23 protein-coding genes are annotated in these 25896 nt (G+C 75.5%); 12 read left to right on the forward strand and 11 right to left on the reverse strand.

What is annotated here, in order from left to right; translation table 11 throughout:
- Positions 1-26 precede the first annotated feature (26 nt).
- Positions 27-977, forward strand: a complete 951-nt coding sequence (locus tag CHC11_RS32350) for an o-succinylbenzoate synthase (RefSeq protein WP_089315662.1) — start codon at positions 27-29, stop codon at positions 975-977.
- Positions 974-2641, forward strand: a complete 1668-nt coding sequence (gene menD / locus CHC11_RS32355) for a 2-succinyl-5-enolpyruvyl-6-hydroxy-3-cyclohexene-1-carboxylic-acid synthase (protein WP_089315663.1) — start codon at positions 974-976, stop codon at positions 2639-2641. The genes CHC11_RS32350 and menD overlap by 4 nt, the downstream gene beginning before the upstream one ends.
- A 145-nt stretch (positions 2642-2786) precedes the next feature.
- Here the strand turns inward: menD and CHC11_RS32360 are convergent, their stop codons facing one another.
- Complete coding sequence (locus tag CHC11_RS32360; RefSeq protein WP_089315664.1) at positions 2787-3575, reverse strand: tyrosine-protein phosphatase; 789 nt, start codon at positions 3573-3575, stop codon at positions 2787-2789.
- A 228-nt stretch (positions 3576-3803) separates the two neighbouring features.
- Here CHC11_RS32360 and CHC11_RS32365 point away from each other — a divergent pair, with 228 nt between their 5' ends.
- The gene (locus tag CHC11_RS32365) at positions 3804-4835 is read left to right on the forward strand and encodes a fatty acid desaturase family protein (protein ID WP_089315665.1); all 1032 of its coding nucleotides are present in this window, start codon (positions 3804-3806) and stop codon (positions 4833-4835) included.
- A gap of 21 nt (positions 4836-4856) precedes the next feature.
- Positions 4857-5675: an Fpg/Nei family DNA glycosylase gene (locus tag CHC11_RS32370; protein WP_089315731.1), complete on the forward strand. Its 819-nt coding sequence runs from the start codon at positions 4857-4859 to the stop codon at positions 5673-5675.
- 173 nt (positions 5676-5848) lie between these two features.
- Here the strand turns inward: CHC11_RS32370 and CHC11_RS32375 are convergent, their stop codons facing one another.
- From CHC11_RS32375 to CHC11_RS32390, 4 genes are all read right to left on the reverse strand, one after another.
- Complete coding sequence (locus CHC11_RS32375; RefSeq protein ID WP_089315666.1) at positions 5849-6871, reverse strand: helix-turn-helix transcriptional regulator; 1023 nt, start codon at positions 6869-6871, stop codon at positions 5849-5851.
- 30 nt (positions 6872-6901) lie between these two features.
- The gene (locus tag CHC11_RS32380) at positions 6902-8215 is read right to left on the reverse strand and encodes an isochorismate synthase (RefSeq protein WP_179279111.1); all 1314 of its coding nucleotides are present in this window, start codon (positions 8213-8215) and stop codon (positions 6902-6904) included.
- Positions 8216-8418: 203 nt separating this feature from the next.
- Positions 8419-9006: a biotin transporter BioY gene (locus CHC11_RS32385; RefSeq protein ID WP_089315668.1), complete on the reverse strand. Its 588-nt coding sequence runs from the start codon at positions 9004-9006 to the stop codon at positions 8419-8421.
- Between the two features lie 117 nt (positions 9007-9123).
- On the reverse strand, positions 9124-9840 hold the full coding sequence (locus CHC11_RS32390; RefSeq protein ID WP_089315669.1) for a spermidine synthase family protein: 717 nt from the start codon (positions 9838-9840) through the stop codon (positions 9124-9126).
- A 98-nt stretch (positions 9841-9938) separates the two neighbouring features.
- On the opposite strand from CHC11_RS32390, the gene CHC11_RS32395 reads away from it, so the two are divergent.
- Together CHC11_RS32395 and CHC11_RS43580 are read left to right on the forward strand one after the other, a co-directional pair.
- Positions 9939-10739 (forward strand): SDR family NAD(P)-dependent oxidoreductase, encoded by an 801-nt coding sequence (locus tag CHC11_RS32395; RefSeq protein WP_179279112.1) that lies wholly within the window; start codon positions 9939-9941, stop codon positions 10737-10739.
- A gap of 78 nt (positions 10740-10817) precedes the next feature.
- Entirely contained in the window at positions 10818-11807 is a 990-nt protein-coding gene (locus tag CHC11_RS43580) for a S1C family serine protease (RefSeq protein ID WP_089315671.1), read from the forward strand.
- Positions 11808-11814: 7 nt separating this feature from the next.
- Here CHC11_RS43580 and CHC11_RS32405 read toward each other — a convergent pair whose 3' ends face one another.
- Entirely contained in the window at positions 11815-12798 is a 984-nt protein-coding gene (locus tag CHC11_RS32405) for a GlxA family transcriptional regulator (protein ID WP_218826341.1), read from the reverse strand.
- A gap of 118 nt (positions 12799-12916) precedes the next feature.
- On the opposite strand from CHC11_RS32405, the gene CHC11_RS32410 reads away from it, so the two are divergent.
- Positions 12917-13696, forward strand: coding sequence for an NAD(P)H-dependent oxidoreductase (locus tag CHC11_RS32410; RefSeq protein ID WP_218826342.1), 780 nt, complete (start codon positions 12917-12919; stop codon positions 13694-13696).
- A 6-nt stretch (positions 13697-13702) separates the two neighbouring features.
- Here the strand turns inward: CHC11_RS32410 and CHC11_RS32415 are convergent, their stop codons facing one another.
- On the reverse strand, positions 13703-14731 hold the full coding sequence (locus CHC11_RS32415) for an Rv2578c family radical SAM protein (RefSeq protein ID WP_089315674.1): 1029 nt from the start codon (positions 14729-14731) through the stop codon (positions 13703-13705).
- 190 nt (positions 14732-14921) lie between these two features.
- Here CHC11_RS32415 and CHC11_RS32420 point away from each other — a divergent pair, with 190 nt between their 5' ends.
- From CHC11_RS32420 to CHC11_RS32430, 3 genes are all read left to right on the forward strand, one after another.
- Complete coding sequence (locus CHC11_RS32420; RefSeq protein WP_245920045.1) at positions 14922-16517, forward strand: glycoside hydrolase family 10-like protein; 1596 nt, start codon at positions 14922-14924, stop codon at positions 16515-16517.
- A 57-nt stretch (positions 16518-16574) separates the two neighbouring features.
- Positions 16575-16775 carry a DUF3040 domain-containing protein gene (locus tag CHC11_RS32425; RefSeq protein WP_089315676.1) on the forward strand — a complete coding sequence of 67 codons (201 nt, stop codon included), beginning with the start codon at positions 16575-16577 and terminating at the stop codon, positions 16773-16775.
- A gap of 657 nt (positions 16776-17432) precedes the next feature.
- Positions 17433-17873: an ATP-binding protein gene (locus CHC11_RS32430; RefSeq protein WP_179279113.1), complete on the forward strand. Its 441-nt coding sequence runs from the start codon at positions 17433-17435 to the stop codon at positions 17871-17873.
- Positions 17874-17919: 46 nt separating this feature from the next.
- On the opposite strand, the gene CHC11_RS43585 is transcribed toward CHC11_RS32430, so the two are convergent.
- Both CHC11_RS43585 and CHC11_RS41745 read right to left on the reverse strand, forming a co-directional pair.
- Positions 17920-19041, reverse strand: a complete 1122-nt coding sequence (locus tag CHC11_RS43585; protein ID WP_218826343.1) for a helix-turn-helix transcriptional regulator — start codon at positions 19039-19041, stop codon at positions 17920-17922.
- 131 nt (positions 19042-19172) lie between these two features.
- Positions 19173-22076 carry a hypothetical protein gene (locus tag CHC11_RS41745; protein WP_089315678.1) on the reverse strand — a complete coding sequence of 968 codons (2904 nt, stop codon included), beginning with the start codon at positions 22074-22076 and terminating at the stop codon, positions 19173-19175.
- Between the two features lie 154 nt (positions 22077-22230).
- Here CHC11_RS41745 and CHC11_RS32445 point away from each other — a divergent pair, with 154 nt between their 5' ends.
- Positions 22231-23256, forward strand: a complete 1026-nt coding sequence (locus CHC11_RS32445) for an EamA family transporter (protein WP_089315679.1) — start codon at positions 22231-22233, stop codon at positions 23254-23256.
- Between the two features lie 10 nt (positions 23257-23266).
- On the opposite strand, the gene CHC11_RS32450 is transcribed toward CHC11_RS32445, so the two are convergent.
- On the reverse strand, positions 23267-24109 hold the full coding sequence (locus CHC11_RS32450) for an ABC transporter permease (RefSeq protein ID WP_089315680.1): 843 nt from the start codon (positions 24107-24109) through the stop codon (positions 23267-23269).
- Between the two features lie 17 nt (positions 24110-24126).
- A complete protein-coding gene (locus CHC11_RS32455; protein WP_089315681.1) occupies positions 24127-25071 on the reverse strand; it encodes an ATP-binding cassette domain-containing protein in 945 nt (314 codons plus the stop codon).
- 94 nt (positions 25072-25165) lie between these two features.
- Between CHC11_RS32455 and CHC11_RS32460 the strand changes: the two genes are divergently transcribed.
- The gene (locus CHC11_RS32460) at positions 25166-25879 is read left to right on the forward strand and encodes a TetR/AcrR family transcriptional regulator (protein ID WP_089315682.1); all 714 of its coding nucleotides are present in this window, start codon (positions 25166-25168) and stop codon (positions 25877-25879) included.
- Positions 25880-25896: the final 17 nt, after the last annotated feature.

The raw sequence follows: 25896 nt of genomic DNA on the forward strand, positions 1-25896 counted from the left end.
AGACGGGCAGGTCAGGGGGTCGGCGGGTGCGGGTGTACTCCATCCCGATGCGGACGCGGTTCCGTGGCGTGACGCAGCGGGAGGGCGCCCTGGTGCGGGGCCCCGCCGGCTGGGGGGAGTTCTCTCCGTTCGCCGAGTACGGCCCGGCCGAGTGCGCCCGCTGGCTGGCCGCGGCCCGCGAGGCCGCGCGGGAGGGCTGGCCGGCGCCCGTCCGCGACCGCATCCCGGTCAACGCGACGATCCCGGCGGTCGGCCCGGAGCGGGCTTTCGTGATGACGCGCGAGTCGGGCTGCCGGACCGCGAAGGTGAAGGTCGCCGAGCACGGCCAGACCGACGCCGACGACCTCGCCCGGGTTGAGGCCGTTCGCGCGGCGCTCGGGCCGGAGGGCAAGGTCCGGATCGACGCGAACGGCGGCTGGGACGTCGACCGCGCCGCCCGGATGATCCGGTCGCTGGACCGGTGGGGGCTGGAGTACGCCGAGCAGCCCTGCGCGACGCTGGAGGAGCTGGCGGCGGTGCGCCGGAAAGTGGACGTGCCGATAGCGGCGGACGAGTCGATCCGCCGCGCCGAGGACCCGCTGAAGGTGCGCGCGGCGGGCGCCGCCGACGTGGCGGTGCTGAAGGTGCAGCCGCTCGGCGGGGTCGCGGCGTCGCTGCGGGTCGCGGAGGCGTGCGGGCTGCCGGTGGTGGTGTCGAGCGCGGTGGAGACGTCGGTGGGGCTGGCGGCGGGGGTGGCGCTGGCCGCCGCGCTGCCCGAGCTGCGGTACGCGTGCGGGCTGGGGACACTGTCGCTGCTGGAGGGCGACGTCGTGCGCGATCCGCTGCGTCCGGTCGCGGGGGAGCTGGAGGTGCGCCGGCCCGTGGTGGACGAGGAGGCGCTGCGCCGCTGGCAGGTGCCCGGCGGGTCCTGGCGGAGCCGGGCGCTGGCCGCGCAGGCCCATCTGGACGGCCCCGCGGTGGTCGGGATGGCGCCGTGAACCCGGCGACCGCACTGGCGAGCGTCCTGGTCGACGAGCTGCAGCGCTGCGGGATGACCGATGTCGTGCTGGCGCCGGGCTCGCGGTCGGCTCCGCTGGCGCTGGCGCTGCACGCGGCCGAGGAGGCCGGCCTCCTGCGGCTGCACGTGCGGATCGACGAGCGGTCGGCGTCCTTCCTCGGGCTGGGCATGGCGAAGCGGTCGGGGCGCCCGGTCGCGCTGGTGTGCACGTCGGGCACGGCGGCGGCGAACTTCCATCCGGCGGTGGTGGAGGCGCACGAGTCCGGCGTCCCGCTCATCGTGATCACGGCGGACCGGCCGCCGGAGCTGCGCTACACGGGCGCGAACCAGACGATCGACCAGGTGAAGCTGTACGGGACGGCGGTGCGGTGGAGCGCCGAGATCGGCGTCCCGGAGAACCGTCCGGGCATGGTGGCGTACTGGCGGTCGCTGGTGAGCCGCGCGTGGGGGCTGGCGCAGGCGCCCGTCCCCGGGCCGGTGCACGTGAACGCGGCGTTCCGTGAGCCGCTGATCCCCGACGGCGACGAGACGTGGTGCGAGCCCCTGGACGGGGACGCGACCGGCGCGTGGACGAGGGTGCGTCCGGCGACGCCCGGGTCGGTGCTGCACGTGCCGCCGACGCGGCGCGGCGTCCTGGTGGTCGGGGACGGCGCGGTGAACGTCAAGCGGTACGTGGCGGCGGCGTCGATGGCCGGCTGGCCCGTGCTCTCCGAGCCGAACGGCAACGCCCGCTACGGCGACCACGCGTTGTCGTCGCACCACTTCCTGCTGGGTGTTCCGGAGTTCGTGGAGCGGCACCGTCCCGAGGTGGTGGTGACGCTGGGCAAGCCGGGTCTGTCGCGTCCGCTGCTGTCACTGCTGCGCCGGGCGGAGGAGCACATCGTTCTGGCGCCGGACCTGGCGCACTGGCCCGATCCGGTCCGGTCGGCGACGCAGGTGGCGCCCGAGGTCGAGATCCCGGTGGTGTCGGGCGACGACGTGTGGCTGAAGTCGTGGCGTGCGGCCGACCAGGCCGCGGCCGCGGCGGTGGACGCCGTCCTGGACGCCGTCCCGGAGGTGAGCGAGCCGCGGCTGGCCCGCGACATGGCCGCCGCGCTGCCGGGCGGGTCGCTGCTGTTCACGGCGGCGAGCATGCCGATCCGCGATCTGGACCAGGTGATGCGGCCGCGGCGCGGCATCCGGATCATGGCCAACCGGGGCGCCAGCGGCATCGACGGGCTGGTGTCGTCGGCGATGGGCGCGGCGCTGGTGCACAGCGGCCGCTCCTACGCCCTGCTCGGCGACCTGGCGTTCCTGCACGACCAGAACGGCCTGATCATGGGGCCGCGGGAGCGCCGCCCCGACCTGGCGATCTTCGTGGTGAACAACCAGGGCGGCGGGATCTTCTCGCTGCTGCCGCAGGCGGCGCTGCACGGCCCGTTCGAGCGGGTCTTCGGTACCCCGCACCAGGTGGATCTGGAGGCGGTGGCCGCCGCGCACGGCGTCCCGTACCGGCGGCTCGCCGCCGCCGCGGACCTGCCGAAGGCGCTGGCGGGGGAGGGGCTGCGGATCGTCGAGGCCCGCACCGACAGGGAAGCGAACGCGGCCCTGCACGCCGACCTCCGCCAGGCCGCCCAGGCGGCCGTCCGCGACGTCCTCGCCTGACCGGGAAGAACACCGGACGAAGGTCCGACCCTCGCTCTTACTTCAACCTTCAAATTACAATGTAAAGGCATCGGGCTGGATGCCTACACCTCACGACACAGGAAGAACCTCAACGACGAGCCACAAGCGAGAAGGGGCGTCGAGGTCAGCCGAGGAGGCGTTCGCGGAGGGTGTCGGTGTCTTCGGTGGTCCAGCCGTGCCCGGCGAGCCAGCCGATGGTTCCGCCGTGCTCCTCGTCGACGCGGGCGAGGAACTTCTCCATGATGACCGCGTGGGGCTGGTGGCTGTCGGCCGGACGGGAGTCGAGGTCGGCGGCGTAGGTGTCGCTGCCGCGCAGCCGGCGCAGGACGGCTTCGAGGCGTTCGCCGGTCTGGGCGTAGTCGGCGACGATCGCCTCGCGGGTGACGCCGGCGACGTCGAGGGCCAGGGCGCAGACGACTCCGGTGCGGTCCTTGCCTGCGGCGCAGTGGACCAGCGCGGCTCCGTCGGTGCGGGCCATGACGCGCAGGGCGGCGACGACGGAGTCGCCGCGGTCGGCGAGGTAGCCGAGGTAGTGGCCGGTCGAGCGGTCCTGTTCGGGGCCGTTGGACGAGCTTTCCTGCCAGGGCAGGGCCTTGGCGACGTCGGCGGCGACGTCGGTGTGGCGACCGCCCTCGGCGAACAGCGAGAGCTGGTGGATCGTCACGGACGGCACGCGGGTGAGGGGGCCGGGGCCTTCGAGGTGCACTTCGGCGTCGCTGCGCAGGTCGATGACGTTCTTGAGGGAGTAGTCGTCGATGAGGATCCGGACGTCGGCGACCGAGAGGTCCTGGAGGTTGTCGGAGCGAAGGACGCGTCCGAGCCGTGTGGCGCGACCGTCGGCCGTGGGGAGGCCGCCGAGGTCACGGGCGTTGACGGCACCGTCCAGTTCGATCCACCGAGAGTCATCGTCCATGACTTGTGACCCTATATGGCCGTCCTGTCCGGACTTTGGGGCAGGGGCCGGTGTGCCGCGGGTGATCGACTAGGTGGGTGAGAGGCCGGGGCGGTACCGAGACCTGGGAGCCAGACGGTGAATGGCTCCGCAGCGGGGCGACCCGGTGGCCTCACCCTCCGTAGCTTTCGAGGTGTCTTCTTCCGCACGTTCCCCGCGAAGTTCCGCCTCCTGGTGAATGGAGTCTCTATGCCCGCGACCCTGTCCGCTCCGTCCCGGCCGTCCGAGCGGTCGGCCGGAAGTGATTTCGCGCCTCTTGCGAGGCGCGTCCGCGGCAGCGGGCTGCTGGATCGGCGGCGCGGCTACTACGCGTGGGTGATCGGGTTGAATCTGGCGGCGACCGCGGCGGTGTGGGCGGCTGTCGCGTGGGCGGGGGACAGCTGGTGGACGGTCCTGCTGGGAATTCCGCTGGCGGTGCTGTCGGCGCGGGCGGCGTTCCTCGGGCATGACGCGGGGCACCGGCAGATCGCGCGGAGCGCGCGGGCGAACCGGTGGCTGGGCCTGCTGCTGGGGAACCTGCTGCTGGGGATGGGGCACGGGTGGTGGAACGACAAGCACAACCGGCATCACGCGAATCCGAACCATGTCGGCAAGGACCCCGATGTGGGGGAGGGCGTGCTGGCGTGGACGAGCGAGCAGGCGGAGGGTAAGCGGGGTGTGCTGCGGTGGGTGGCGCGGCACCAGGCCGCGCTGTTCTTTCCGCTGCTGACGCTGGAGGGCGTGAACCTCAAGTTGGGGAGCCTGCTGTTCCTGCGGGGGCGTTCGCGGCGGGACCAGGTTCTGGAGGGCGGGCTGCTGCTCGTCCACGCGGTGGGGTATCTGGGGCTGGCGTTCGCGTTGCTTCCGGTGGGGCAGGCGCTGGCGTTGGTCGCGCTCCAGCATGCGGTGTTCGGGGTGCACCTGGGTGCGGTGTTCGCGCCGAACCACAAGGGGATGGCGATGCCGGAGCCGGGGGAGCGGTGGGGGCATCTGCGCCGGCAGGTGCTGACGTCGCGGAACGTGCGGGGCGGTCTGGCGACGGACTGGCTGATGGGGGGCCTGAACTACCAGATCGAGCATCACCTGTTCCCGGGCGTTCCGCGGTGCAGCCTGCGGCGGCTGCGGCCGCTGGTGCGTGAGCACTGCGCGGCGGTGGGGTTGCCGTACGCGGAGACGGGGCTGGTGGAGTCCTACCGGTTGGCGCTGGGGCACATGCGGGAGGTCGGGGAGCCGGTGCGCTAGGGCGCGGCTATGCTCCGGGCCATGCCCGAGGGACACACGATTCACCGTCTGGCCGCCGAGCATCAGTGGATGTTCGGCGGCCTCGCCGTCGCCGCCACGAGTCCGCAGGGGCGGTTCGCCGAGGGGGCGCGGCGGCTGGACGGGCGGGTGCTGTCGGCGGCGGACGCGCACGGCAAGCATCTGCTGCTGGGGTTCGACGATGACCGGACGCTGCATGTGCATCTCGGCATCTATGGCAAGTACGCGTTGGGGGAGGGGCCGGCGCCGGCTCCGGTGGGGATGGTTCGGCTGAGGCTGGAGGGCGGCGGGCGTTACGCGGATCTGCGGGGTCCTAATACCTGCGAGCTACTCGAGCCGGGTGGTGTGAAGCTGCTGCGTGACCGGCTGGGGCCCGATCCGTTGCGCGGGGACGCCGATCCGGAGGCGGCGTGGCGGCGGATCAGCCGGACGCGGACGCCGATCGCGGTGCTGTTGATGGATCAGTCGGTGGTGGCGGGGCCGGGGAACATCTACCGGGCGGAGGTGCTGTTCCGGCAGGGGGTCGATCCGCGGTTGCCGGGGCGGCGGTTGGGCGCGCGGCGGTGGGCGGCGCTGTGGGACGACCTGGTGGAGTTGATGGCGGCGGGGGTGCGTGCGGGCCGGATCGACACGGTGCGGGCGGAGCATATGCCGGAGGCGATGGGGCGTGCGCCGCGGGTGGACGGTCATGGCGGTGAGGTGTACGTGTACCGGCGGGCGGGGCTGCCGTGCCTGGTGTGCGGGACGGCGGTGGCGACGGTGGAGTTGGCGGGGCGGAATCTGTTCTGGTGCCCGGTGTGCCAGCCGCCGGCCGTGTCCTGAACGGTGTCACCGGTGGCGGGAGGCGTAGCGCGGTGGTGTCGATGTCGGAGGCGCGCGGTGATTCCCTGGAGCGCGTCTTGGAGCAGGAGAACGCGGCCGGCGACTTGATCGACCACGCGTTGTGCGCCGGGGGCTCTGGCGCCTTGTGAGCGTGGAGTGCGTCCGGTTGCCGGTCAGTCCTGGTCGGGGCGGTAGCGGGCGGCGAGGGTGCGGGCGGTGGTGGCGATCATGTCGCGGAGGTGCGGCGGGTCGATGACCTCGACGTCGGCGCCGAGTTTGAGGAATTCGACGTGGGCGTGGCGGACGGATTCGATGGGGAGGGTGGCGTGGACCCAGCCGTCGGGGCCGGGCGGGGTGGCGGTGTCGAGGGCGGCGCGGGCCATGGTGGGTGGGAGGAGGATCTGGGAGCGGGTGAGGCCGTCGGGGGAGAGTTTGACGGTGGCGTGTTCGCGGTAGGCGTCGGCTTCGAATCGTTCGGCGTAGGCGGACCAGAAGGCGGCGAGGTCGAATCCGTCGGGGCGGTCGAAGTGGCCGGGGAGGGCGCGCAGGGTCAGGACGCGTGAGACGCGGTAGGTGCGGGGGGCTTGCGGGGCGGGGTCGGCGGTGTCGGTGTGGGGCGGGTCGCCGGGGGCGGGGCGGGCGATGAGGTACCAGGAGCCGGCCTTGAGGACGACGCCGAGGGGTTCCAGGAGGCGGGTGACCTGCTGGGGGTGGCGCCAGCGGCGGTAGAGCACTTCGATGCGGCGCTGGTTCCAGACGGCGTCGGCGATGGCGTGCAGGTGGGGGACGTCGTCGGGGGTGCGGAACCAGCCGGGGGCGTCGAGGTGGAAGCGTTCGCGGATGCGGGAGGCCCGGGTGCGCAGGTCGGGTGGGAGGGCGGCCATGAGTTTGAGTTCGGCGGCGAGGACGTCGCCGAGGCCGAGTTGGGAGGCGGGGCCGGGCAGGGCGGAGAGGGTGAGGGATTCGGCTTCGGTGGCGGTGAGGCCGGTGAGGCGGGTGCGGTAGCCGTTGAGGAGGCGGTAGCCGCCGTCGGGTCCGCGGTCGGCGTAGACGGGGACGCCGGCGGCGCTGAGGGATTCGACGTCGCGGTAGACGGTGCGGATCGAGACTTCCAGTTCGGCGGCCAGTTCGCGGGCGGTCATGCGTTGCCTGGCCTGCAGGAGCAGGAGGAGGGACAGCAGCCGGCTCGCGCGCATGGGTCCAGTGTGCCGGTGCGGGGGCGGTGGTCAGCCGTGGAGGGCGTACTGCATGGGGCGGAACTTGGTGCGGGCTTCGGCGAGTTCGGCGTCGGGGTCGGAGTCTGCGACGATGCCGCAGCCGGCGAACAGGCGGGCGCGGGTGCCGTCGATCTCGGCGCAGCGCAGGGCGATGCCCCATTCGCCGTCGCCGCGGGCGTCGACCCAGCCGACGGGTCCGGCGTAGCGGCCGCGGTCCATGCCCTCGAGTTCGCGGATGAGGTCCATGGCGGTGTCGGTGGGGGTGCCGCAGACGGCGGGGGTGGGGTGCAGGGCGGCGACGACGTCGAGGACGGAGCGGTCGGCGGCCAGGCGTCCGCGCAGGGGGGAGGCGAGGTGCAGGAGGTTGGGGAGGGTGAGCAGTTCGGGTTCGTCGGGGACGGTGAGGTGGGCGCAGAGGGGGGTGAGGGCGTCGCGGACCATCTCGGCGGCGTAGCGGTGCTCTTCGCGGTCCTTGGCGGAGGTGAAGAGGCGGGCGGCGCGGGCGTGGTCGTCGGCGGGGGTGTCGCCGCGGGCGGTGGTGCCGGCGAGGACGAGGGATTCTATGTCGCCGCCGGTGCGGCGGATGAGGAGTTCGGGGGTGGCGCCGACCATGCCGGCGCAGGAGAAGGTGTAGCAGCCGGGGTAGCGGGCGGCGAGGCGCTGGAGCAGGACGCGGGCGTCGATGGGGGTGTCGGCGCGGACGGTGAGGTCGCGGGCGAGGACGACTTTGCCGAGGTGGCCGGTGTTGTCGGCGGGGCGGGGCGGTGGGGCGGTGGGGTGGCCGGGCTGTGCGGGGCCGGTGCCTGGGGCGAGGTGGCCGCGGCGGATGCGGTCGACGGCGGTGGCGACGGCGTGCTTCCAGGCGTGTTCGGGGAGGGCGCCGTCGCTCCAGTGCAGGCCGGTGGGGGGTTGGGGCGGGTTGGCGAGGGTGAGGGGGTCGGTGTCGTCGCCGATGGTGGTGAGCCAGGCGCGGCCGTCGCGGCGGCCGAGGATGCGGCGGGGGACGATGAGGGTGGAGTCGGGGGATTTGGGGTCGAAGCCGAAGGTGCCGAAGGCGACGGGTCCGGAGCCGGGGACGTTGACGGTGTCGTCGACGGCGGCGGCGCCGAACAGGTCGTGGAGCATGCGGGCGGCGGCGTCGAAGCGGTCGTGGCCGCCGGGGAGGGTGAGGCGGGCGGCTTCGCCCCAGCCGACGATTCCCTCGCCGTGGCGGATCCAGGCCAGCGCGGAGGGGTGCGGAAGCCGCGCGATGAGGTCGCCCGGGTCGGGGATCGGGACGGTGCGGACGGTGAGTCGGTCCGGTGCTGTCACGGCGAGCTTCACGTGAGCCACTGTACGCCAGATTTGAACCTGTTCAAACGGGCGGGGTGGTGGTGGGTGGTGAGGTGTGCGCCACACCGGCCCGCGCGGGCGGCCGGGTGGGGGCCGGTCCGGGGCCGGCCGCGGGGCTCGGTTGCGCGTATGCCCCGTCCGTCCCGTCCCCATGCGCGGGGACGGGACGCGGCGGCGCGGCGCGCCGGGCGGGGTCAGCGGCGGGCGGCGCCGGTGAGCTTCCAGGCGGCGGGCAGCAGCCCGGCGGCCAGCAGGACCTTCAGCGCGTCGCCGGCCAGGAACGGTGTGAGGCCCAGGTCGAGCGCCTTGGGGAGGTCGACGTGCAGGGAGGCCATCAGGTAGGGGACGCCGGCGGCGTACATGATGGCGGTTCCGGTGAGCATGGTGCCGACGGTGCGCAGCGGGGTGCGGTCGCCGCCGAGCTGGGCGAGGCGTCCCACGACGGCGGCGGCGGCGACGAACCCGATGACGTAGCCGAGCGTCGGGAACGCGGCGCCGGAGGTGCCGTCGGTGAACCAGGGGACGCCGGCCATCCCGGCCAGCAGGTAGACCAGCATGCCCAGGCCGGCGCGGCCGGGGCCGAGGGCGGCTCCGGCGAGCAGCACCGCGAAGGTCTGCCCGGTCACCGGTACGGGGGTGCCGGGCAGCGGGACCGCGATCTGCGCGGCGAGGCCGACGAAGGCGGCGGCGCCGATGACGAGTGCGGCGTCGCGGGCCAGCGAGCCGGGCAGCAGGTCGCCCAGGACGGCGGGACGCCGCCGGGTTGCGTGGGCAGTAGCCACAGATCCTCCCAAAACGGTTGTGTCAGGCCGAAACCTAGCGAACTGCCTTTCCGGAGTGGACGGCGCGGCCTACAGAAACGGGTGCCCCCGCTTTGTCGCAGCCCTCGGCCCACGCCCTCAACCCACGGCGGTGCGCGGGTCGCGGGCGAGGTAGACCACGTCGGGTTCGCCGCGCGGCACCGGGACGGGCCGGACCTGCACGGAGTCGAACCGGTCCCGCAGCAGCGACTCGAACGCCGGTGCGGCGTTGGCGCTCCACACCGCGAGAACGCCGCGCGGCGTCAGCAGCGCCGCGAGGGCGTCCAGGCCGGTGGCGCCGTACAGGCGGGCGTTGCCGGGGGTGACGGTCCAGTCGGGGCCGTTGTCGATGTCCAGGCACACCGCGTCGAAGGGGCCCGCGCCCGGGGCGGTGACGTAGTCGAGCAGGTCGGCGCGTTCGACGGTGACGCGGGGGTCCTCCAGGGCGCCCCGGGACCAGGGCCTCAGCGCGGTGGCGTGCCAGGCGATGACGGCGGGCTCGCGCTCGACGACGGTGACGTGCGCCGCGCCGTCGCCGGTGAGGGCTTCGGCGAGGGAGAACCCGACGCCCAGGCCGCCGATGAGGACCCGCGCCGGCCCGCCGGGGCGCTGCGCGGCCGCGTCGAGGGCGGCGCGGACCAGCAGCCGCTCGGACTCGCCGTTGCGGGTGTCCATCAGGAACACGCCGTTGCTGATGATCTCGTAGTCGCCGCCCGCCCGGCGCAGCACCAGCTCGCCGCCGAGGCCGGCGGCGCGCTCGACGACCGTCGCCGGCGCCGCCGGCGGTTCCACGCGTGTGTCCGCAGCCGATCCCATGACCGCACCCTAGCCGCCGGGGCCGGGCCGGACGATCTCGGGGCGGGCGGGCGGGCGGGGGCTGGGCGGGGGCGGCGGTGTCGGCTACGGTGCCGGTCATGCCCGAGAACGAACCGCCCGGCGGGCTGCTGCCGGGCCGCCGGATCCTGGTCGTCGGCGCGGGGACGCGCCCCAGCGACGATCCCGCCGCGCCGGTCGGCAACGGCCGTGCGATCGCGGTCGCCGCCGCGCGGGAGGGCGCGATGGTCGCGTGCGCCGACGTGGACGAGCACGCCGCCGGGCAGACCGCCGCGATGATCGTGGCGGAGGGGGGCCGGGCCTGCGTCGTGGCGGCGGACGTGACCGACCCGGAGGCCTGCGACCGTGTCGTGGCCCTGGCGATCGAGGGCCTCGGCGGCCTGGACGGGGTGGTGTTCAACGCCGGGATCGGGATCGGGTACGGGCTGGCGGGCACGGCGCTGGCCGACTGGGACCGCGTCCTGCACGTCAACCTGCGGGCGCCGTTCCTGGTCGGCAAGGCCGCGATGCCGGCGCTGGAGGCAGGCGGGGCGATGGTGTTCATCGGGTCGCTGGCCGGGACCAAGCCGGGGTCGCGGTCGCCGTCCTACGACGCCTCCAAGGCGGGCCTGACAGGGCTGGTGCGCCACATCGCCGCCGAGGGCGCGCCCCGCGGCGTGCGCGCCAACGTGGTGGCGCCCGGACTGATCGACACTGTGATGGGCCGCGACGCCTCCGCCGGGAACACCGACCGCGACCGGGTCGCCGGGCTGATCCCGATGCGGCGGCAGGGGACCGCGTGGGAGGTCGCCGACGTGGCGGTGTTCCTGCTGTCGGACCGCGCGTCCTACGTCACCGGGCAGGTCCTGCACGTCGACGGCGGCCTGTCCACCCTGCGCTGACCCCGCGGCCGGGACGGCCGGGAACACGCCTTCCCCGCACACCGTTACCGTGTAACGATGTAATCATCGGGAGGTGCGATGATCCCCCACGAGAGCGACCCCCGCGCGGACCGGCCCGGCGGGGACGAGCCGCCGCTGGACGCCTACTCCCGCGTCGTGACCGCCGTCGCCCGCGACCTCACCCCGCGCGTGGCGGCCCTGCGCGTCCGGCACCGCCGCGGCGAGGGCGCGGGGTCGGCCGTGGCGTTCACCGGCGACGGGTTCCTGCTCACCAACGCCCACGTCGTCGGGGCCGCGACCGGCGGGCACGCGGCGTTCGCCGGCGGCGCCGCCGGCGCGTTCACGGTCGTCGGCACCGACCCTCTGTCGGACCTGGCCGTGGTGCGGGCCGAGGGGCCCGTCCCCGACCCGGTCACCCTCGGCGACGCCGACTCCCTGGTCGTCGGGCAGCTCGTCGTCGCCGTCGGCAACCCCCTCGGCCTGGCCGGATCCGTCACCGCCGGCGTCGTGTCCGCCCTCGGCCGGTCGCTGCCGACCTCCCAGCCCACCCGCGCCGGCACCGCCGTCCGCGTCATCGAGGACGTCATCCAGACCGACGCGGCCCTCAACCCCGGCAACTCCGGCGGCGCGCTCGCCGACGCCCGCGGCCGCGTCGTCGGGGTCAACACCGCCGTCGCCGGGATCGGCCTCGGCCTGGCCGTCCCCGTCAACGCCACCACGCGCCGCATCATCGACGCCCTCATCCGCGACGGCCGCGTGCGCCGCGCGTTCCTCGGCCTGGCCGCCGCGCCCGTCCCGGTGCCCGCCGACCTGCGCGAGCGCACCGGCCGCGATGAGGCGCTGCGCGTCGCCGAGATCGTGCCCGCCGGCCCCGCCGAGCGGGCCGGGCTGCGGCGCGGCGACCTGGTCCTGACCGCCGGCGGCGCGCCGGTCACCGACGCCCAGTCCCTGCAGCGGCTCATGTTCGCCGACGCGATCGGGCGGCCCCTGCCGATCACCGTGCTGCGCAACGGCGCCATGGTCGACGTCATCGCCGAACCCGTCGAGCTCGGCGCCGAGCACGCCTGACCCCCCTCTACCCGCCGCCCGGGCCGCCCGGGCCGCGGAACGTCGCGCGGTAGGACGAGGGCGACACCCCGATCGCCGCGTGCAGGTGCAGGCGCAGCGACGCCGCCGTCCCGAACCCCGCCCGCTCGGCGACCCGCTCCACCGGCAGGTCGGTCTCCTCCAGCAGCCGCCGTGCCGCCTGCACCCGCTGCGCCGTCAGCCACACCTGCGGCGACACGCCGGTCTCCTGCCGGAACCGGCGCGTGAACGTCCGCACGCTCATCGACGCCCGCGCCGCCAGCTGCGCCAGCGTCACCGGCCGCTCCAGCCGCTCCAGCGCCCACGCCCGCGCCGGGCCCGTCGAGGACGCCCGCACCGGCGGCACCGGCAGCGCCGTGAACTGCGCCTGCCCGCCCTCCCGGTGCGGCGGCACCACCGTGCGGCGCGCCACGTCGCCCGCCACCGCCGCGCCGTGATCGCGGCGGATCATGTGCAGGCACAGGTCGATGCCCGCCGCCTCGCCCGCCGAGGTCAGCACCGCGCCCTCGTCGACGAACAGCACCGCCGCGTCCACCCGCACCCCCGGGAACATCTCCGCGAGCCGCCCGCACGACAGCCAGTGCGTCGTGGCGCGCCGGCCCTCCAGCAGCCCCGCCGCCGCCAGCACGAACGCGCCCGTGCACACCGACGCCACCCGCGCGCCCCGCGCGGCGGCCGCCGCCAGCGCCCCCGGCACCGGCCCCTGCCCGGGACGGCTCTCGTCCAGCACGTGCGACGCCGGCACGACCACCGTGTCCGCGGCCTCCAGCGCCTCCAGCCCGTGCCGCACCGCCACCGCGAAATCGGCGTCCGCCCGCACCGCCCCGGGCTCCACCCCGCACGACACCACCTCGTACAGCGGCGCGCCCCCCGCCGACCGCGCCTGTCCGAACAGCTGGTGGACGATGCCGAGTTCCATCGGCAGCACGCCCTCGCGCACCAGCACCGCCACCCGGTGAACCCCGCCCGACATGGCCCGATCCTCGCACACCATGGCCCACCGGCCACTCACCGCCGCCGCCGCCCGCCCGGCAGCATCGGAGACGCCCCCAGCCTCAACCCGCACCACACCGGGAAAGGGAGACAGCCCCGTGAACGTTCTATGGATCTTCGCCCACCCCGAGGGCCGCTCCCTCAATGGCGCGCTGCGCGACCACGGCGCCGCCACGCTGCGCCGCGACGGCCACCGCGTCCGCCACTCCGACCTGTACGCGATGGGCTGGAACCCCCTGGTCGGCCCCGCCGACTTCGGCCACGACCCGGCGGACCGCCTCATCGTCGGTGCCGCGTCCGAACGCGCCCACGCCGCCGGCGCCCTGGCCCCCGACATTCGTGCCGAACAAGACAAGATCGCCTGGGCGGACGCGCTGATCGTGCAGTTCCCCCTGTGGTGGTACGGGATGCCCGCCATCCTGAAGGGCTGGTTCGACCGCGTGTTCGTCCAGGGTTTCGCGTTCGGCGTCACCGACGGCGCGGGCCGCACCCTGCGCTACGGCGACGGCGGCCTGGCCGGGCGCCGCGCCCTGGTCGTCACCACAGCCGGCGCGCGCTCCTCCAGCCTGGGCCCCCGCGGCGTGCACGGCGCCGCCGAGGACGTCCTGTTCCCCCTCCTGCACGGCACGCTGTTCTACACCGGCATGGACGTCCTGCCGCCCCTGGTCATCACCGGCGCCGACCGCGCCACCCCCGCCGACCGCGCCGCGGCCGCCGCCGCGCTGGACGCCCGCCTGCACGCCCTGCCCACAGCCGGCCCCATCCCGTACCGGAGCGAGCACGGCGGCGACTACACCGACGACCTCACCCTGCGCCCCGACCTGGCTCCGGGCCGCACCGGCCTCGCCATCCACCGCCGCCCGTCCCCGACGGGGTAGGCGGCGTCACAGAAGAGCGAGCTGCTGCGGGCCGGGCGGCGCAGAGGGTGGCGCGGGGGCCGGGGTGCGGGCGGGGCGGTGCGCCGCGCGGCCGCCGACGCCGTACTCCGCGGCCAGGTCCCGGACCCGGCGCGCGATCCGCTCCTGGTACTCGCGGGGCGCGTAGGCGCCGCCGCGGTACAGGCGCGCGTACGGCACGACCAGTTCCGGGTGGTCCTCGCGCAGCCAGGACAGGAACCACTCGCGGGCCCCGGGGCGCAGGTGCAGCGTGATCGCCGACACCGACGTGGCGCCCGCCTCGGCGATCTGCCGGACCGCCGCCTCCAGCTGGGCGGGGGAGTCCGACAGGTAGGGCAGGACCGGGCCCATCAGCACCCCGCAGCCGACGCCCGCCTCGTTCAGCGCCGCGCACACCTCCAGCCGCCGCCGCGGCGGCGGCGCGCCCGGCTCCACCGCCCGCCCGAGGTCCCGGTCGAGCGCCCCCACCGACACCGCCGTGCCGACCCGCGTGCGGGCCGCCGCCTCCCGCAGCAGCGGCAGGTCGCGCAGGATCAGCGAGCCCTTGGTCAGGATCGAGAACGGGTTGGCCGCCTCCGTCAGCGCCGCCAGGATCCCCGGCATCAGCCGGTAGCGGCCCTCGGCCCGCTGGTAGCAGTCGACGTTGGTGCCCATCGCGATGTGCTCGCCCCGCCACCGGGGCGCCGCCAGCTCCGCCCGGACCCGCTCGGCGGCGTTCACCTTCACCACGATCCGCGAGTCGAAGTCCGCACCGGCATCCAGATCCAGATACTCATGGCTTTTCCGGGCGAAACAGTAGTTGCAGGCATGAGTGCAGCCCCGGTAGGGGTTGACCGTCCAGCGGAACGGGACGCGGGAGGCCTCGGGCACCTTGTTGACGACCGTCCGGGCGCGCACCTCGTAGAAGGTCATGCCGCGGAACTCCGGGGTGTCGAATGTGCGCGCCACCGCGCCGCGCTCGATCAGCGGCCGCGCGGGCCCCTCGTCCCCGTCCAGCCGGAGATGATCCCAGCGCACCCCCCACCTCCTCGAACGCATGAGCGACGATACGTCCGGTCAGTATGGAACGTGTGTTCGAAGATCGCAATGCGGAGATCAGGCGAAACAGGACGGTGAGGGATCACACGGGCGGCGGCGTTTCGTGCATGGCATCCCGGCACGTGCGTAACAATGGGCCGCTATGGCATGGCGATCCAGGACCCGGCAAGTGGCGGCGGCGTTGACGGCGGGAGCGTCGGCGGGCGCGCTCGCCGCCTGCGGCATCACCGCCTTCGGCGGCACGACCGGGCGCGAGGACGGGCCCGTACCCCCCGACGCCAAGGCCGAGTGCCCGAGCGTCCCCGCCCCCGACGGCGCCAAGGGACGGCAGTTGCGCGGCATGTGGATCGCCAGCGTCGGCAACACCGACTGGCCCAGGGACCCCGGCGCCTCCGCCGCCGACCAGAAGAAGCAGTTCACCCGCCTCCTCGACACCGCCTCAGCGATGAACATGAACGCGGTGTTCGTCCAGATCCGCCCCAACTCCGACGCGTTCTACGACTCCCCGTACGAGCCGTGGTCGCAGTGGCTCACCGGCACCCAGGGCAAAGACCCCGGCTACGACGTCCTGGCGTTCATGCTCAAGGAGGCCCACGCCCGCAACCTGGAGTTCCACGCCTGGTTCAACCCCTACCGCGTGTCCCGCCACGACGACCTGAAGAAGCTGTCGCCCAAGAGCCCCGCCCGGCAGCACCCCGACTGGGTCCGCAAGTACGGCAAGGGCCTGTGGTACGACCCCGGCCTGCCGCAGGTCCGCGACCTGGCGACCAAGGCCGTCATGGACGTCGTCACCAAGTACGACATCGACGCCGTCCACTTCGACGACTACTTCTACCCCTACCCCGAGGACGGCGACTTCCCCGACGGCGCCGCCTTCAAGGCCTACGGCAACGGCATGAAGCGCGCCGACTGGCGCCGCCGCAACGTCGACACCCTCGTGGAGTCGCTGTCGGGCCGCATCCACGCCGCCAAACCCTGGGTCCGGTTCGGCATCAGCCCCTTCGGCGTGTGGCGCAACAAGAGCAGCGACCCCGACGGGTCGCCCACCGCCGCCCTGCAGAGCTACGACGACATCTACGCCGACACCCGCAAATGGATCAGGCAGGGGTGGCTCGACTACGTCACCCCCCAGCTGTACTGGCCCATCGGCGACGCCCGCGCCGACTACGCCGAACTCGCCGCCTGGTGGGCCCGCCAGGTCAAGGGCACCGGCGTCCAGCTGACCATCGGGCAGGCCGCCTACCGCGTCGGCGCGGACGCCACCTGGCGCAAACCCGCCGAACTGTCGCGCCACCTCACCCTGAACGCCAAGTACCCCCAGATCGGCGGCGACGTGTTCTTCAGCGCCTCCGACATCGCCGCCAACCGGCGCGGGTTCGCCGCCCGCATCCGCGCCGACCACTACACCGGCCCCGCCGTCCCGCCCGTCCCCGCCCGGCGCGGCGGGCAGGCGCCCCCGCCCGTCCAGGGCACCGCCGCCGCTCCCGCCACCGGCAAGGACGGCAAGGGCGTGAAGGGCGTGAAGGTCACCTGGCGCACCTCGCAGGGCGCCGCCTCCTACGCCGTCTACCGCGTCGAGGACGCCGAGCCCGGCTGCGCGCCCGTCGACCCCCGCCGCCTCATCGCGGACGTCCGCGGCGGCGGCATCATCGACCCCACCGCCGAACCGGGCCGCTCCTACACCTACTCCGTCACCGCCCTGGACCGCCTCCACCACGAGAGCCGCCCCGGACGCGGCGCAACGGCCACCGCCCCCGAGGGATAATGATCATGCTCCGTGGGGAGGAATCTCACACCTGACCACCCCCCGGAGGTATGAAGCATGGCGCTGTCGATGGAGGAGCAGCGGATCCTCGGCCAGATCGAGGTCCGCCTGAAGGAGGACGACCCGCGGCTGGCCCAGCGCCTCGCCCGCCTCGGCACCCCCCGCGCCCGCCGCGCCCGCACGGTCGTCCTCGCCGCGGCCGCCGTCATCATCGTCCTGGCCGCGATAGGCGCCGGAATCGCCGCCGCCGTGCTCTGACAGCCCTGGCCCCTCCGCACCGGCCAGCGGCGGACGCACGCCACGCGATGCGTCCGCCGGAGATGCGTCCGCCGGACCAGCACGCCCCGCGACGGCCCCGGGGATCCGCGGGGCGCCCCGCCCGCTCCCGCGGGCACGGCCGGCGGGCACGGCCGGACCGCGACGAGAGCCCCGGACGCGCGAACGCCAAGGCCCCGGCGGGGATCAACCCACCGGGGCCTTGGCGTCAAGCCGGTGTGGTGGTCGCCTCACGGCGAAAGGCACAACGAAGCTCCAGCCCGGACCGCATGGGACCGGCGGTATTCCCCGAAGGCATCAGGTAGAGCCCGGGGGACACATGCCACACCGACGCCCCCACTCTAGCGGCTCCGCGCCAGTGCCACCTCCACCGCCACCCCGCACGTGAAGTTCACCTCACCCCGCGGTGACGGTCGCCTGCGACCGTGCACCGCCATGCCGGGAGAAGCGTCCACGAATATGAGTCGATGCGGGGAATGCGGGGAGACCGGCCGGCCACCGCGCGGGGGCCCCGCACCGACCCGCACATCGACCGGCGGCCAGACCCGGCACAGATGAGGAGACGGGGCAGTGCGCACCACGGGGACGGGGACCACCAGGCCTGCGGGCGGCGGAACCGAGGAAAGAGACTGCTGCGGCGTGTCGGCGGCCTGGGACCTGGCCGCCGACATCCGCGCCGCGGCACAGGCCCGCGCGCTCACCCGCCGGTCGCTGCGCCGATGGCGCGTCACCGGCCCCGACGACGTCGCCGACGTCGTCCTCATCGTGGACGAGCTGGTCACCAACGCCGTCGTGCACGGCACCGGGCCCGTCCACCTGGCCCTGCGCCTGGAGGCCGGCCAGGCCGGGGCCCGCCTCACCGGCGAGGTCGGCGACGCCGACCCCCGCGCGCCCGGCGCGCCCGCCGGGCCGCCCCCCGTCCTGGACTGGTCCGAGGCCGGCCGCGGCCTGCTCCTGGTCGCCTCCCTGGCCACCGAGTTCGGCGCCCGGCCCGCGCCGCCGGGCAAGACCATCTGGTTCACCCGCGACCTCGACCCCCTGGACGCCCCCGCCCTCACCGCCGACGCACCGGCCGACTGACGCACCGGCCGACTGACACGTCGAGACCGGCGGCCCGGAGAGGGGGTCAGGCCTGCAGGGGGCAGCGGTCCACCACCCACACGTCCTCCTCATCGCCGCCCGCCGGCGGCAGCGGCGGCTCGTCGGTGAGCCGGTCCAGATGCCACTCGATGTGGGCGAGCGGGCCCCGCCAGCCCGCCAGCAGGTCGGCCAGCGGGCGCGGCGGCCCCGGCGGCCCGTAGGGGCGCGGGTCGGGCAGCTCGGCCTCCCACAGCGCGTCGTCGCAGCCGGCCGCCCAGTGCGCCACCGCCTCCAGCACCTGCTGCAGGTCGCGCGCCAGATCGCCCAGCGACCGCAGCGCCATCGCGTCCTGGATCATCCGCTCCCGCGCGTCATAGGGCAGCTCCCGCCCGAAGGCCGGCGGGAACGGCGGAGGGCGGCCCTGCAGCACCGGCTCCTCGCCCGTCGCCGCCGACCGGATCGCGGCCGCCTGCCACCGCGTCCACTCCGCCAGATGCCCCAGCACCCCCCGCAGCGCCGCCGCGCCCGCACCGCCGCCCCGGACCTGCGCCGCCGCGTCCCGCAGCCGCGACCGCACGAACTCCAGCCGGTCCAGCGTCCACGCCCGCGCCCGCACCGCGCCCGCCGGGCCCCCCGGGCCCGCCTCGGCCGCCGGGCGCGGCACCGGCACCCGCAGCGCCGCCAGCAGATCGTCCAGATCCCGCACCTCGGCGCCCCGCCCCGACAGCACCGCCGCCCCGATCCGGTCCAGCCGGAACATCCGCGGCCCGTCGCGCATGCGGCACCACCCCACCAGGTACTCCCTGTAGGAGGCCACGACCAGGCCGTGCGCCTCCACGTCGCGGAAGCTGCGCGCCCCCGCCTGATCGGTGTAGGCCAGCCGCACGACCCGGCGGGCGCGGACCGCCTCGGCGAGCGTGTCGTGCACCGGGCCCATCAGCGACGCCACCTCGCTCAGCGGCTCGCGCGCGGCGGCGGCGGGCAGCGCGTACCCGCGGCCCTTCCCGGCCCGCACCGGCAGCCCGCCGTGCCTCAGCAGCTCCAGGTCGCGGCGGACGGTCCGCTCGCTGACCCCCAGCCGCGCCGACAGCACCGCCCGGTCCAGCGGGCCGGGTGAGGCCGCCCGCAGCTCCGCGACGAGGGCCAGCAGCCGATCTACGCGATCCACGCCCCCATCGTCACCCCGCCCGCCGGCGATTCACCCTTCCGCAGGGGCTTGAAACCCTTACCGGCGCGGGGTTTCGGGCCCCGGCCGCGCCGGGAGGGGCGCCCTGGCCGGGCGGGGCGCCCGGTGCGGGGTCAGCGGCCCGACAGCTCCACCGCCAGCCCCTGGAAGTCGGCCGCCGTCAGCGACAGCGCGCTGCCGATCGCCTGCGTGGCCTCCGCGCTGCCCAGATGCCGCGTGGCGGCGCGGTCCAGGTAGGCCTCCACGAGCCGCGCCCCGGTCAGCCGGCCCCGCGGGCGCAGCGAACCCACCTCGCGGTTCACCACCGCCCACGCGTCCGACCCCAGCCGCAGGCTGCGCTCCTCGGCCAGCAGCCGCACCAGCGCCGCGCGCGCCTGCGTCCCCGTCAGGTCCGGCAGCCGCACCGCCCGCAGGTCCGTCACCAGCTCCGGCGACGCCGCCGACAGCTCCCCGACGCGGTCCGGCTCGCACGTGCCCAGCAGCGCCGAGTCGTTCACGCCCTCCAGCCGCGTCCGGTAAAGCACCGAGGCGTAGGCGGGGCCCTGCGACTCGTCCAGGATCAGCCCGTCCAGGCCGTCCAGCAGCAGGACGTGGCCCGCGTGCTCGGCCAGCGCGGCGCGCAGCCCGTCGGGGCCGTGCTCGCGCAGGTCCTCGGCGTGGACGGCGTGGACCTCGCCGCTGGAGGCCTCCACCTCCGCCAGCGCGCGGGCCACCATCCGCGCCAGCCGCCGCTGCCCGCTGGAGGGCGCGCCGATCAGCAGCAGGGCCGGCGCCGACGCGCTCGACACCTCCTGTCCGCGCAGCCGCCGCGCCCACTTGCCGCGCCGCCGCACCTCGGTGACGACGCGCTCGATGTCGTCGGCGCCGCACAGGAACCGGATCCCGTAGGCCTCGGCGACCTGCGGGGCCTGCTCGGCCACGGGCGCGGACGGCAGCGGGGGCGGCGGCTCGGGCACCGGCGCCGGGGGCGGCGGCAGCGCCGGGGGCGGCAGATCCGCGTGCGGGGCGGGCGCCGGGACGGGGGACGGCCGGTCGGGGGCCGGCGGCGCGTCCGCGCCGGGCCACGCCGGGCCGGGGTCGAGCTGGGTGCGGAACGCGTCGGTGTCCAGCTGCGTCTCGTGCGGCTCCGACGGCCACACCGGCTCCGGGACCGGCTCGCTCACCGCGGGCCGCTCGGGGGCCTGCTCCCACGCCGGGGCGGGCGGCTCGGGCGCCGGGGGCGGCGCGATCCGCGGCGGCGGCACGTCCGAGCCGAACGGGTCCGGCGGCGCGGGGGGCTCGGGGCGGCGCTGCCCGCCGAGAGGCTGCCCGCCGAGAGGCTGCCCGCCGAGAGGCTGCCCGCCGAGTGGCTGCCCGGGCGGGCCCTGCTCGTGGTGGGAGCTCTGCTCCGGCGGCGCTGCCGGAGGGGGCGGGGGAGCGTACTGGAAGGGCGGTTCCAGCGGGGCCGGGGCGGGCGGCTCGGGCGCGGCGGGCGCGGGAACCGGCGGGGCGGCCGGGGGAGGGGCGGGCGCCACCGCCGGCGGCGGGCCCGGGGCCTCCTGCGCCGGCTCGGGCACCGGCGCGACCGGCAGGTCGGCGCCGGAGGCGGCGCGCTCGGCGGCCATGTGGGCGCGGGCGGCCTTGATGATGTCCCACGCCGACAGCTCGTCGGTGGAGGGCGGGGTGTGCATCGCCGGGGACGTCAGCTCCGCCGCGACCGCCTGCGGCACCGCGAACCCGGTCGAGGGCGGCGGCACCTGCGCCAGCCGGCACCACGTCAGCCCGAGGGTGTAGCTGGTGGCCAGCAGCGCGGCCAGGGCGTCGGAGTCCTCGCTGCGCAGCGCGTCGGGGAGCCGCCCGTCGCGCGGCCACAGCGACCGCAGCGGGTTCGCCGGGTCGGTCAGCACCGCCTGCAGCGTGCGGGCGCTGTCGGCGTCCAGCCAGCGCTGCAGCGCCGGCAGCGCGCCCGGCGCGGCCTGCAGGTCGGCGGCCAGGACCGCGATCCCGGCGCGGCGGACCTCGTCGTGGCTGCGTCCCGCCGCGGCCTGGCGCGGCCCGGTCAGCCCCGCGACGATCTCCTGCAGGTCGTAAAGGGCCAGGCGCAGGTACTCCCCGGGCGCGGTGTCGCGGACCATCGGGGTGGCGAACTCGGCGGGGCAGCGGCGCCGCCACTCCTGCAGGATCGCCTCGGGCCCGTACCGGACGGTGGCCATGTCCTGGTTCACCATCCGCAGCGACGCCGCGGTCACCGCGGCCAGCGCGTCGGCGCCGGGGCGGAACCGGGGGTCGGCCTGCAGCCCGGCGGCGACCTCGTACATGACGCGGGCGATGTGCGCGGCGCCGCCGCCGTCGCCGGCGCCGAGGCGGTGGACGTAGTAGCCGGCCAGGGTGGCGAAGTCCGGCGGCATCATCCAGTGCAGGTGGTCGGCCGAGGTCGTCAGGAACGGGATGAACGACTCGATCAGCGGGTGCTCGGTCAGCACCACCGGGGACCCCGCGCACCACAGCAGCGCGCCCCACGCGGCGGCGACGGTGCTGGGCGTGCCCGGCTGGAACATCGGGTCGCGCTGGGCGAACTGCTGCGGGTTCACCGCCAGCGCGGTGGTCAGGGCCTGGGAGATGCGGGCGACGACGGCGGTGTCGGGGACGGGCCCGAGGAATCCCAGCGGTGCGACGCGTCCGGCCGACAGGTCCGGGCCGGTGGGGAACAGCTGCGGCGGGACGGGCGGCGTCCCGGCGCCCTGGGGCGCGGGGACGGCGACGCGGCGGTCCTCGGACTGCGCGGGGGGCGGGCAGGGGTGCCAGGTGCCGTCCAGTCCGCACCGGTACCAGCGTCCCCACGCGCCGTACAGCCACCATTCGCCGGCGCCCCACAGCATCCGCGCGGCGATCTGTGCCGCCCGGTCGGCGGGCTGGGCGCTCTGCCACCACGGTGAGGCCACCAGCTCGCGCACGTTGCCCTCGACCGAGGCGAACAGGTCGCCGCTCGGGCCCCCTCCGGTTCCGCCGGGCCCCGCCCCGGCCGACTGCCAGCTCATCCGGCGAATAGTAGTAGCAGCGGGCGTCGCGTCCGGCATCGCACGCATTACGGGCTGGTATCCCGTGATCGACGTGTAAGGACCGTTATGGCAGGATGCTCATTAGCTCGCCGGGAGCGGGCTCGGCGGCACACCGCGCGACCCGGGGGTGAGGATGGACGGCGCCGCACGCACCCGCGCCTGGGGCCTGACCCTGGCGGTGCTTTCCTCGGTGTGCTTCGGCGCGTCCGGGCCGTTCGGCAAGGCCCTCATCGAGGCCGGGCTCAGCCCCCTGCAGGCGGTGTGGCTGCGCATCACCGTCGCCGCGCTGGTCCTGGCGCCGCTGCCGTTCCTGCTGCGCGGCCGGGCCGCCGCCCGCGGCCTGCGGCCCCACCTGCCCGCACTGGCCCTCTACGGCCTGACCGGCGTCGCCGGCTGCCAGGCGTTCTACTTCGTGGCCGCCGCCCGCCTGCCGGTCGGCGTGGCGATCCTGCTGGAGTTCAGCGGCCCGGTCATCGTGCTGGCGTGGCTGCGGCTGGTGCGCCGCGCCCCCGTGCACCGCACCGCCGCCGCCGGCGTCGCGATCGCCATGGTCGGCCTCGCGCTGGTCGTTCAGGTGTGGACGGGGCTGTCGCTCGACCCCGTCGGCCTGGCCGCCGGGCTCGGCGCCGCCGCCTGCCAGGCCAGCTACTTCCTGATCGTCGACCGCCTGACCGGGAAGGTCGACCCCGTCGTCATCACCTCCGTCGGCGGCGTCGTCGCCGCCGTCGCCCTCACCGCCCTGGCCGCGCCGTGGACGCTGCCCTGGCAGGTGCTGCCCGCCCCGGTGCCCGTCGCCGGGCACGCCGCGCCCGGCTGGGCGCTGGTCGCCTGGATCGGCCTGGTCAGCACCGTCCTGGCCTACCTCGCCGGCGTCGCCGGGCTGCAGCGCCTGTCGGCGCAGGTCGGCGGCGCCATCTGCTACACCGAGGCCGTCGCCGCCGCCCTCATCGCCTGGGCCGCGCTCGGGGAGCGCCTCACCGCCGCGCAGATGACCGGCGGCGCGATCGTGCTGGCCGGCGCCTACATCGCCCAGCGCGCCACCGTCACCCACCCCGAGGTCCTGAACGCCACCGCCGGCTCCCCGGCGGACGGCCCGCGGGACGCCGCGCAGGGCGGCGGGACGGGCCCGCAGGCCCGGACCGCCGCCCTGCCCCGGTGACCGGGCCGGGTCAGGCGTTCTCGCGGCGGAACCGGCGGGCGCCCAGCGCCACCGACGCCACCAGCAGCACCACCGCCACCAGCGCCCCCTCCGCGACCGCCGCCGTCGCGTAGTCGCCCAGGAACGCCGCCCGCGCCGCGTCCACCATGTAGCGGAACGGCGTGAACCGCGACACCGCGTCCAGCCACCCCGGCGCCAGGCTCATCGGCAGCAGGATCCCCGACAGCAGCATCAGCGGCAGCGTCACCGACGTCAGGATCGGCGCGAAGGCGTCCTCGCTGCGCGTGCGCAGCGCCACCACGTAGGACAGGGACGCCACGCTCACCGCCAGCGCCACCACCAGCAGCAGCCCGACGGCGATCCCGCCCACCGGGGCCCGCAGCCCCAGCGCCAGCCCGGCCGCCACCACCGCCGCGCCCTGGAACGCGACCACGACGGTGTCGCGCAGGACCCGCCCCAGCAGCAGCGCGGTCCGGCTGGCCGGGGTGACCCGCAGCCGGTCCACCACCCCCGACCGCAGGTCCGCGATCAGCCCGAACCCCGCGAACCCGGCGCCGAACAGCGCCAGCTGGACCAGCACCCCGGGCACGAACACCTGCCAGGCGCTGCCCGCGCCGAACCCGCGCACATCGACCAGGTCCGACAGCAGCGGCCCGAACAGCACCAGGTACAGCAGCGGCTGCACCGCGCCGAACACCACCGCGACCTTGCTGCGCAGCGTCTGCCGCATGGACCGCAGGAAGACCAGGCGGGTGTCGGACGCGACCCGCCCGAGGGCGGCGACCCGTCCGGGCGCCGCGGTGTCCGCGGGAGGCGCGGTCTGTGCGGGAGACGCGGTCTGTGCAAGAGACATGGGGGAGACTCCTCGGTTCAGGCCGCGTCGCGCAGCGAGCGGCCGGTGACGGTGAAGAACACGTCGTCCAGCGTGGGACGGGCCAGGTTCAGGGACGCCAGCTCCACCCCCGCGCCGTCCAGCGCGCGGATCAGGGGCATCAGCGCCTTCTCGCCGTCCTCGACGGTCAGCCGCAGCGTCCCGCCGGAAACGGCCGCCTCGCGGACGGCCGGGTGCGCCGCCAGCGCCCTGCGGGCGCCGTCCACGCCCGCCGCCTCCGCCAGCTCCACCGTGACGACGTCCCCGGCGACGCGGCGCTTGAGCTCGGCGGGGGAGCCCTCGGCGACGATGCGGCCCCGGTCGATGATCAGCAGCCGGTCGCACAGCGCGTCGGCCTCGTCCAGGTAGTGCGTGGTCAGGAACACCGTCGCGCCGTCGTCGCGCATGGCGCGGATGTGGTCCCACAGGTTGCCTCGGCTCTGCGGGTCCAGGCCCGCGGTCGGCTCGTCCAGGAACAGCAGCGGCGGACGGTGCACCAGCCCGAGCGCGATGTCCAGGCGGCGGCGCTGGCCGCCCGACAGCGCCCCCGCCGGACGCGGCCCCAGGCCCTGCAGGTCCAGCCGCGCGCACAGCTCCGCGATCCGCGCGGACCGGTCGCGCACGCCGTACAGGCGGGCCTGAAGGTCCAGCTCCTCGGCGACCGGGACGCCCGGGTCGGTGCCGCCGCCCTGCGCGACGTAGCCGATGCGGCGCCGCACCGCCGCCGGGTCGGCGCGCAGGTCGTGGCCGGCGACGGTCGCGGTCCCCGCGGTCGGCGCCAGCAGCGTCGTCAGCATCCGCAGCGTCGTGGTCTTGCCGGCCCCGTTGGGGCCGAGGAACCCGACGACCTCGCCGGGCGCGACCGACAGGTCCACGCCGCGGACGGCCTCGACCGTCCCGTGCCCGCCGGTGAAGGTGCGGGCGAGCCCGCGAGCCTCGATCACGTTGACCTCCTGGAGAACGAAGGCCGCTAGCGTAACTCCAATTTTGCAGTCACACCAACTTTGCGGTGACACCAGTGAAGGTATATTTCCGTGCATGGGTGAGGACCACGTCCCCGACGTAGAGCCGGAACTGGGACTGCGGGAACGCAAGAAGCGCGAGACGCGGCGCCGCATCGCCGACATCGCCACCGGCCTGTTCATGACCCGCGGGTTCGACAACGTCACCATCGCCGACGTCGCCCGCACCGCCGACGTGTCGGTCAACACCGTCTTCAACTACTTCAGGACCAAGGAGGACCTGTTCTTCGACCGGCAGGACGAGGTCATCGAGGCCGCCGGGCGCGACTTCCGCGACCGCCGCCCAGGCGAGGGCGCCGTGGCGCTGTTCCGCCGCCGCTTCTTCGAGGGCCTGGACGCCCGCGCCTACCACACCGCCTTCCACGAGGGCTCGGAGGTCTGGACCCGCACCGTCCGCGACAGCCCCGCCCTCATGGCCCGCCAGCGCGAGATCGGCCGCCGCGCCCAGGACCGCCTCGCCGACCTGCTCGCCGAGGCCACCGGCGCCGGCCCCGACGACATCGCCCCCCGCGCCGCCGCCGCCATGATCTTCGCCGTGCAGAACACGCTCGTCGAGCAGATCGCCGACCGAAAGAGCGCGGGGGAGACCCTCCAGGAGATGGCCGAGGACGTCTACGCCGCCGCGGCCCGCGCCTTCGACCTGCTCGAACACGGCCTCGGCCGCTACGCCGCCGGCACGGCCGGCACCCCCGCCGAAACCGCGGCCGAAGGCCCGGTCGCCGGAAATTGAGTGTCGGCCCACCGCGG

The organism is Actinomadura mexicana (assembly GCF_900188105.1).
In the GTDB taxonomy this organism is placed as follows: domain Bacteria; phylum Actinomycetota; class Actinomycetes; order Streptosporangiales; family Streptosporangiaceae; genus Spirillospora; species Spirillospora mexicana.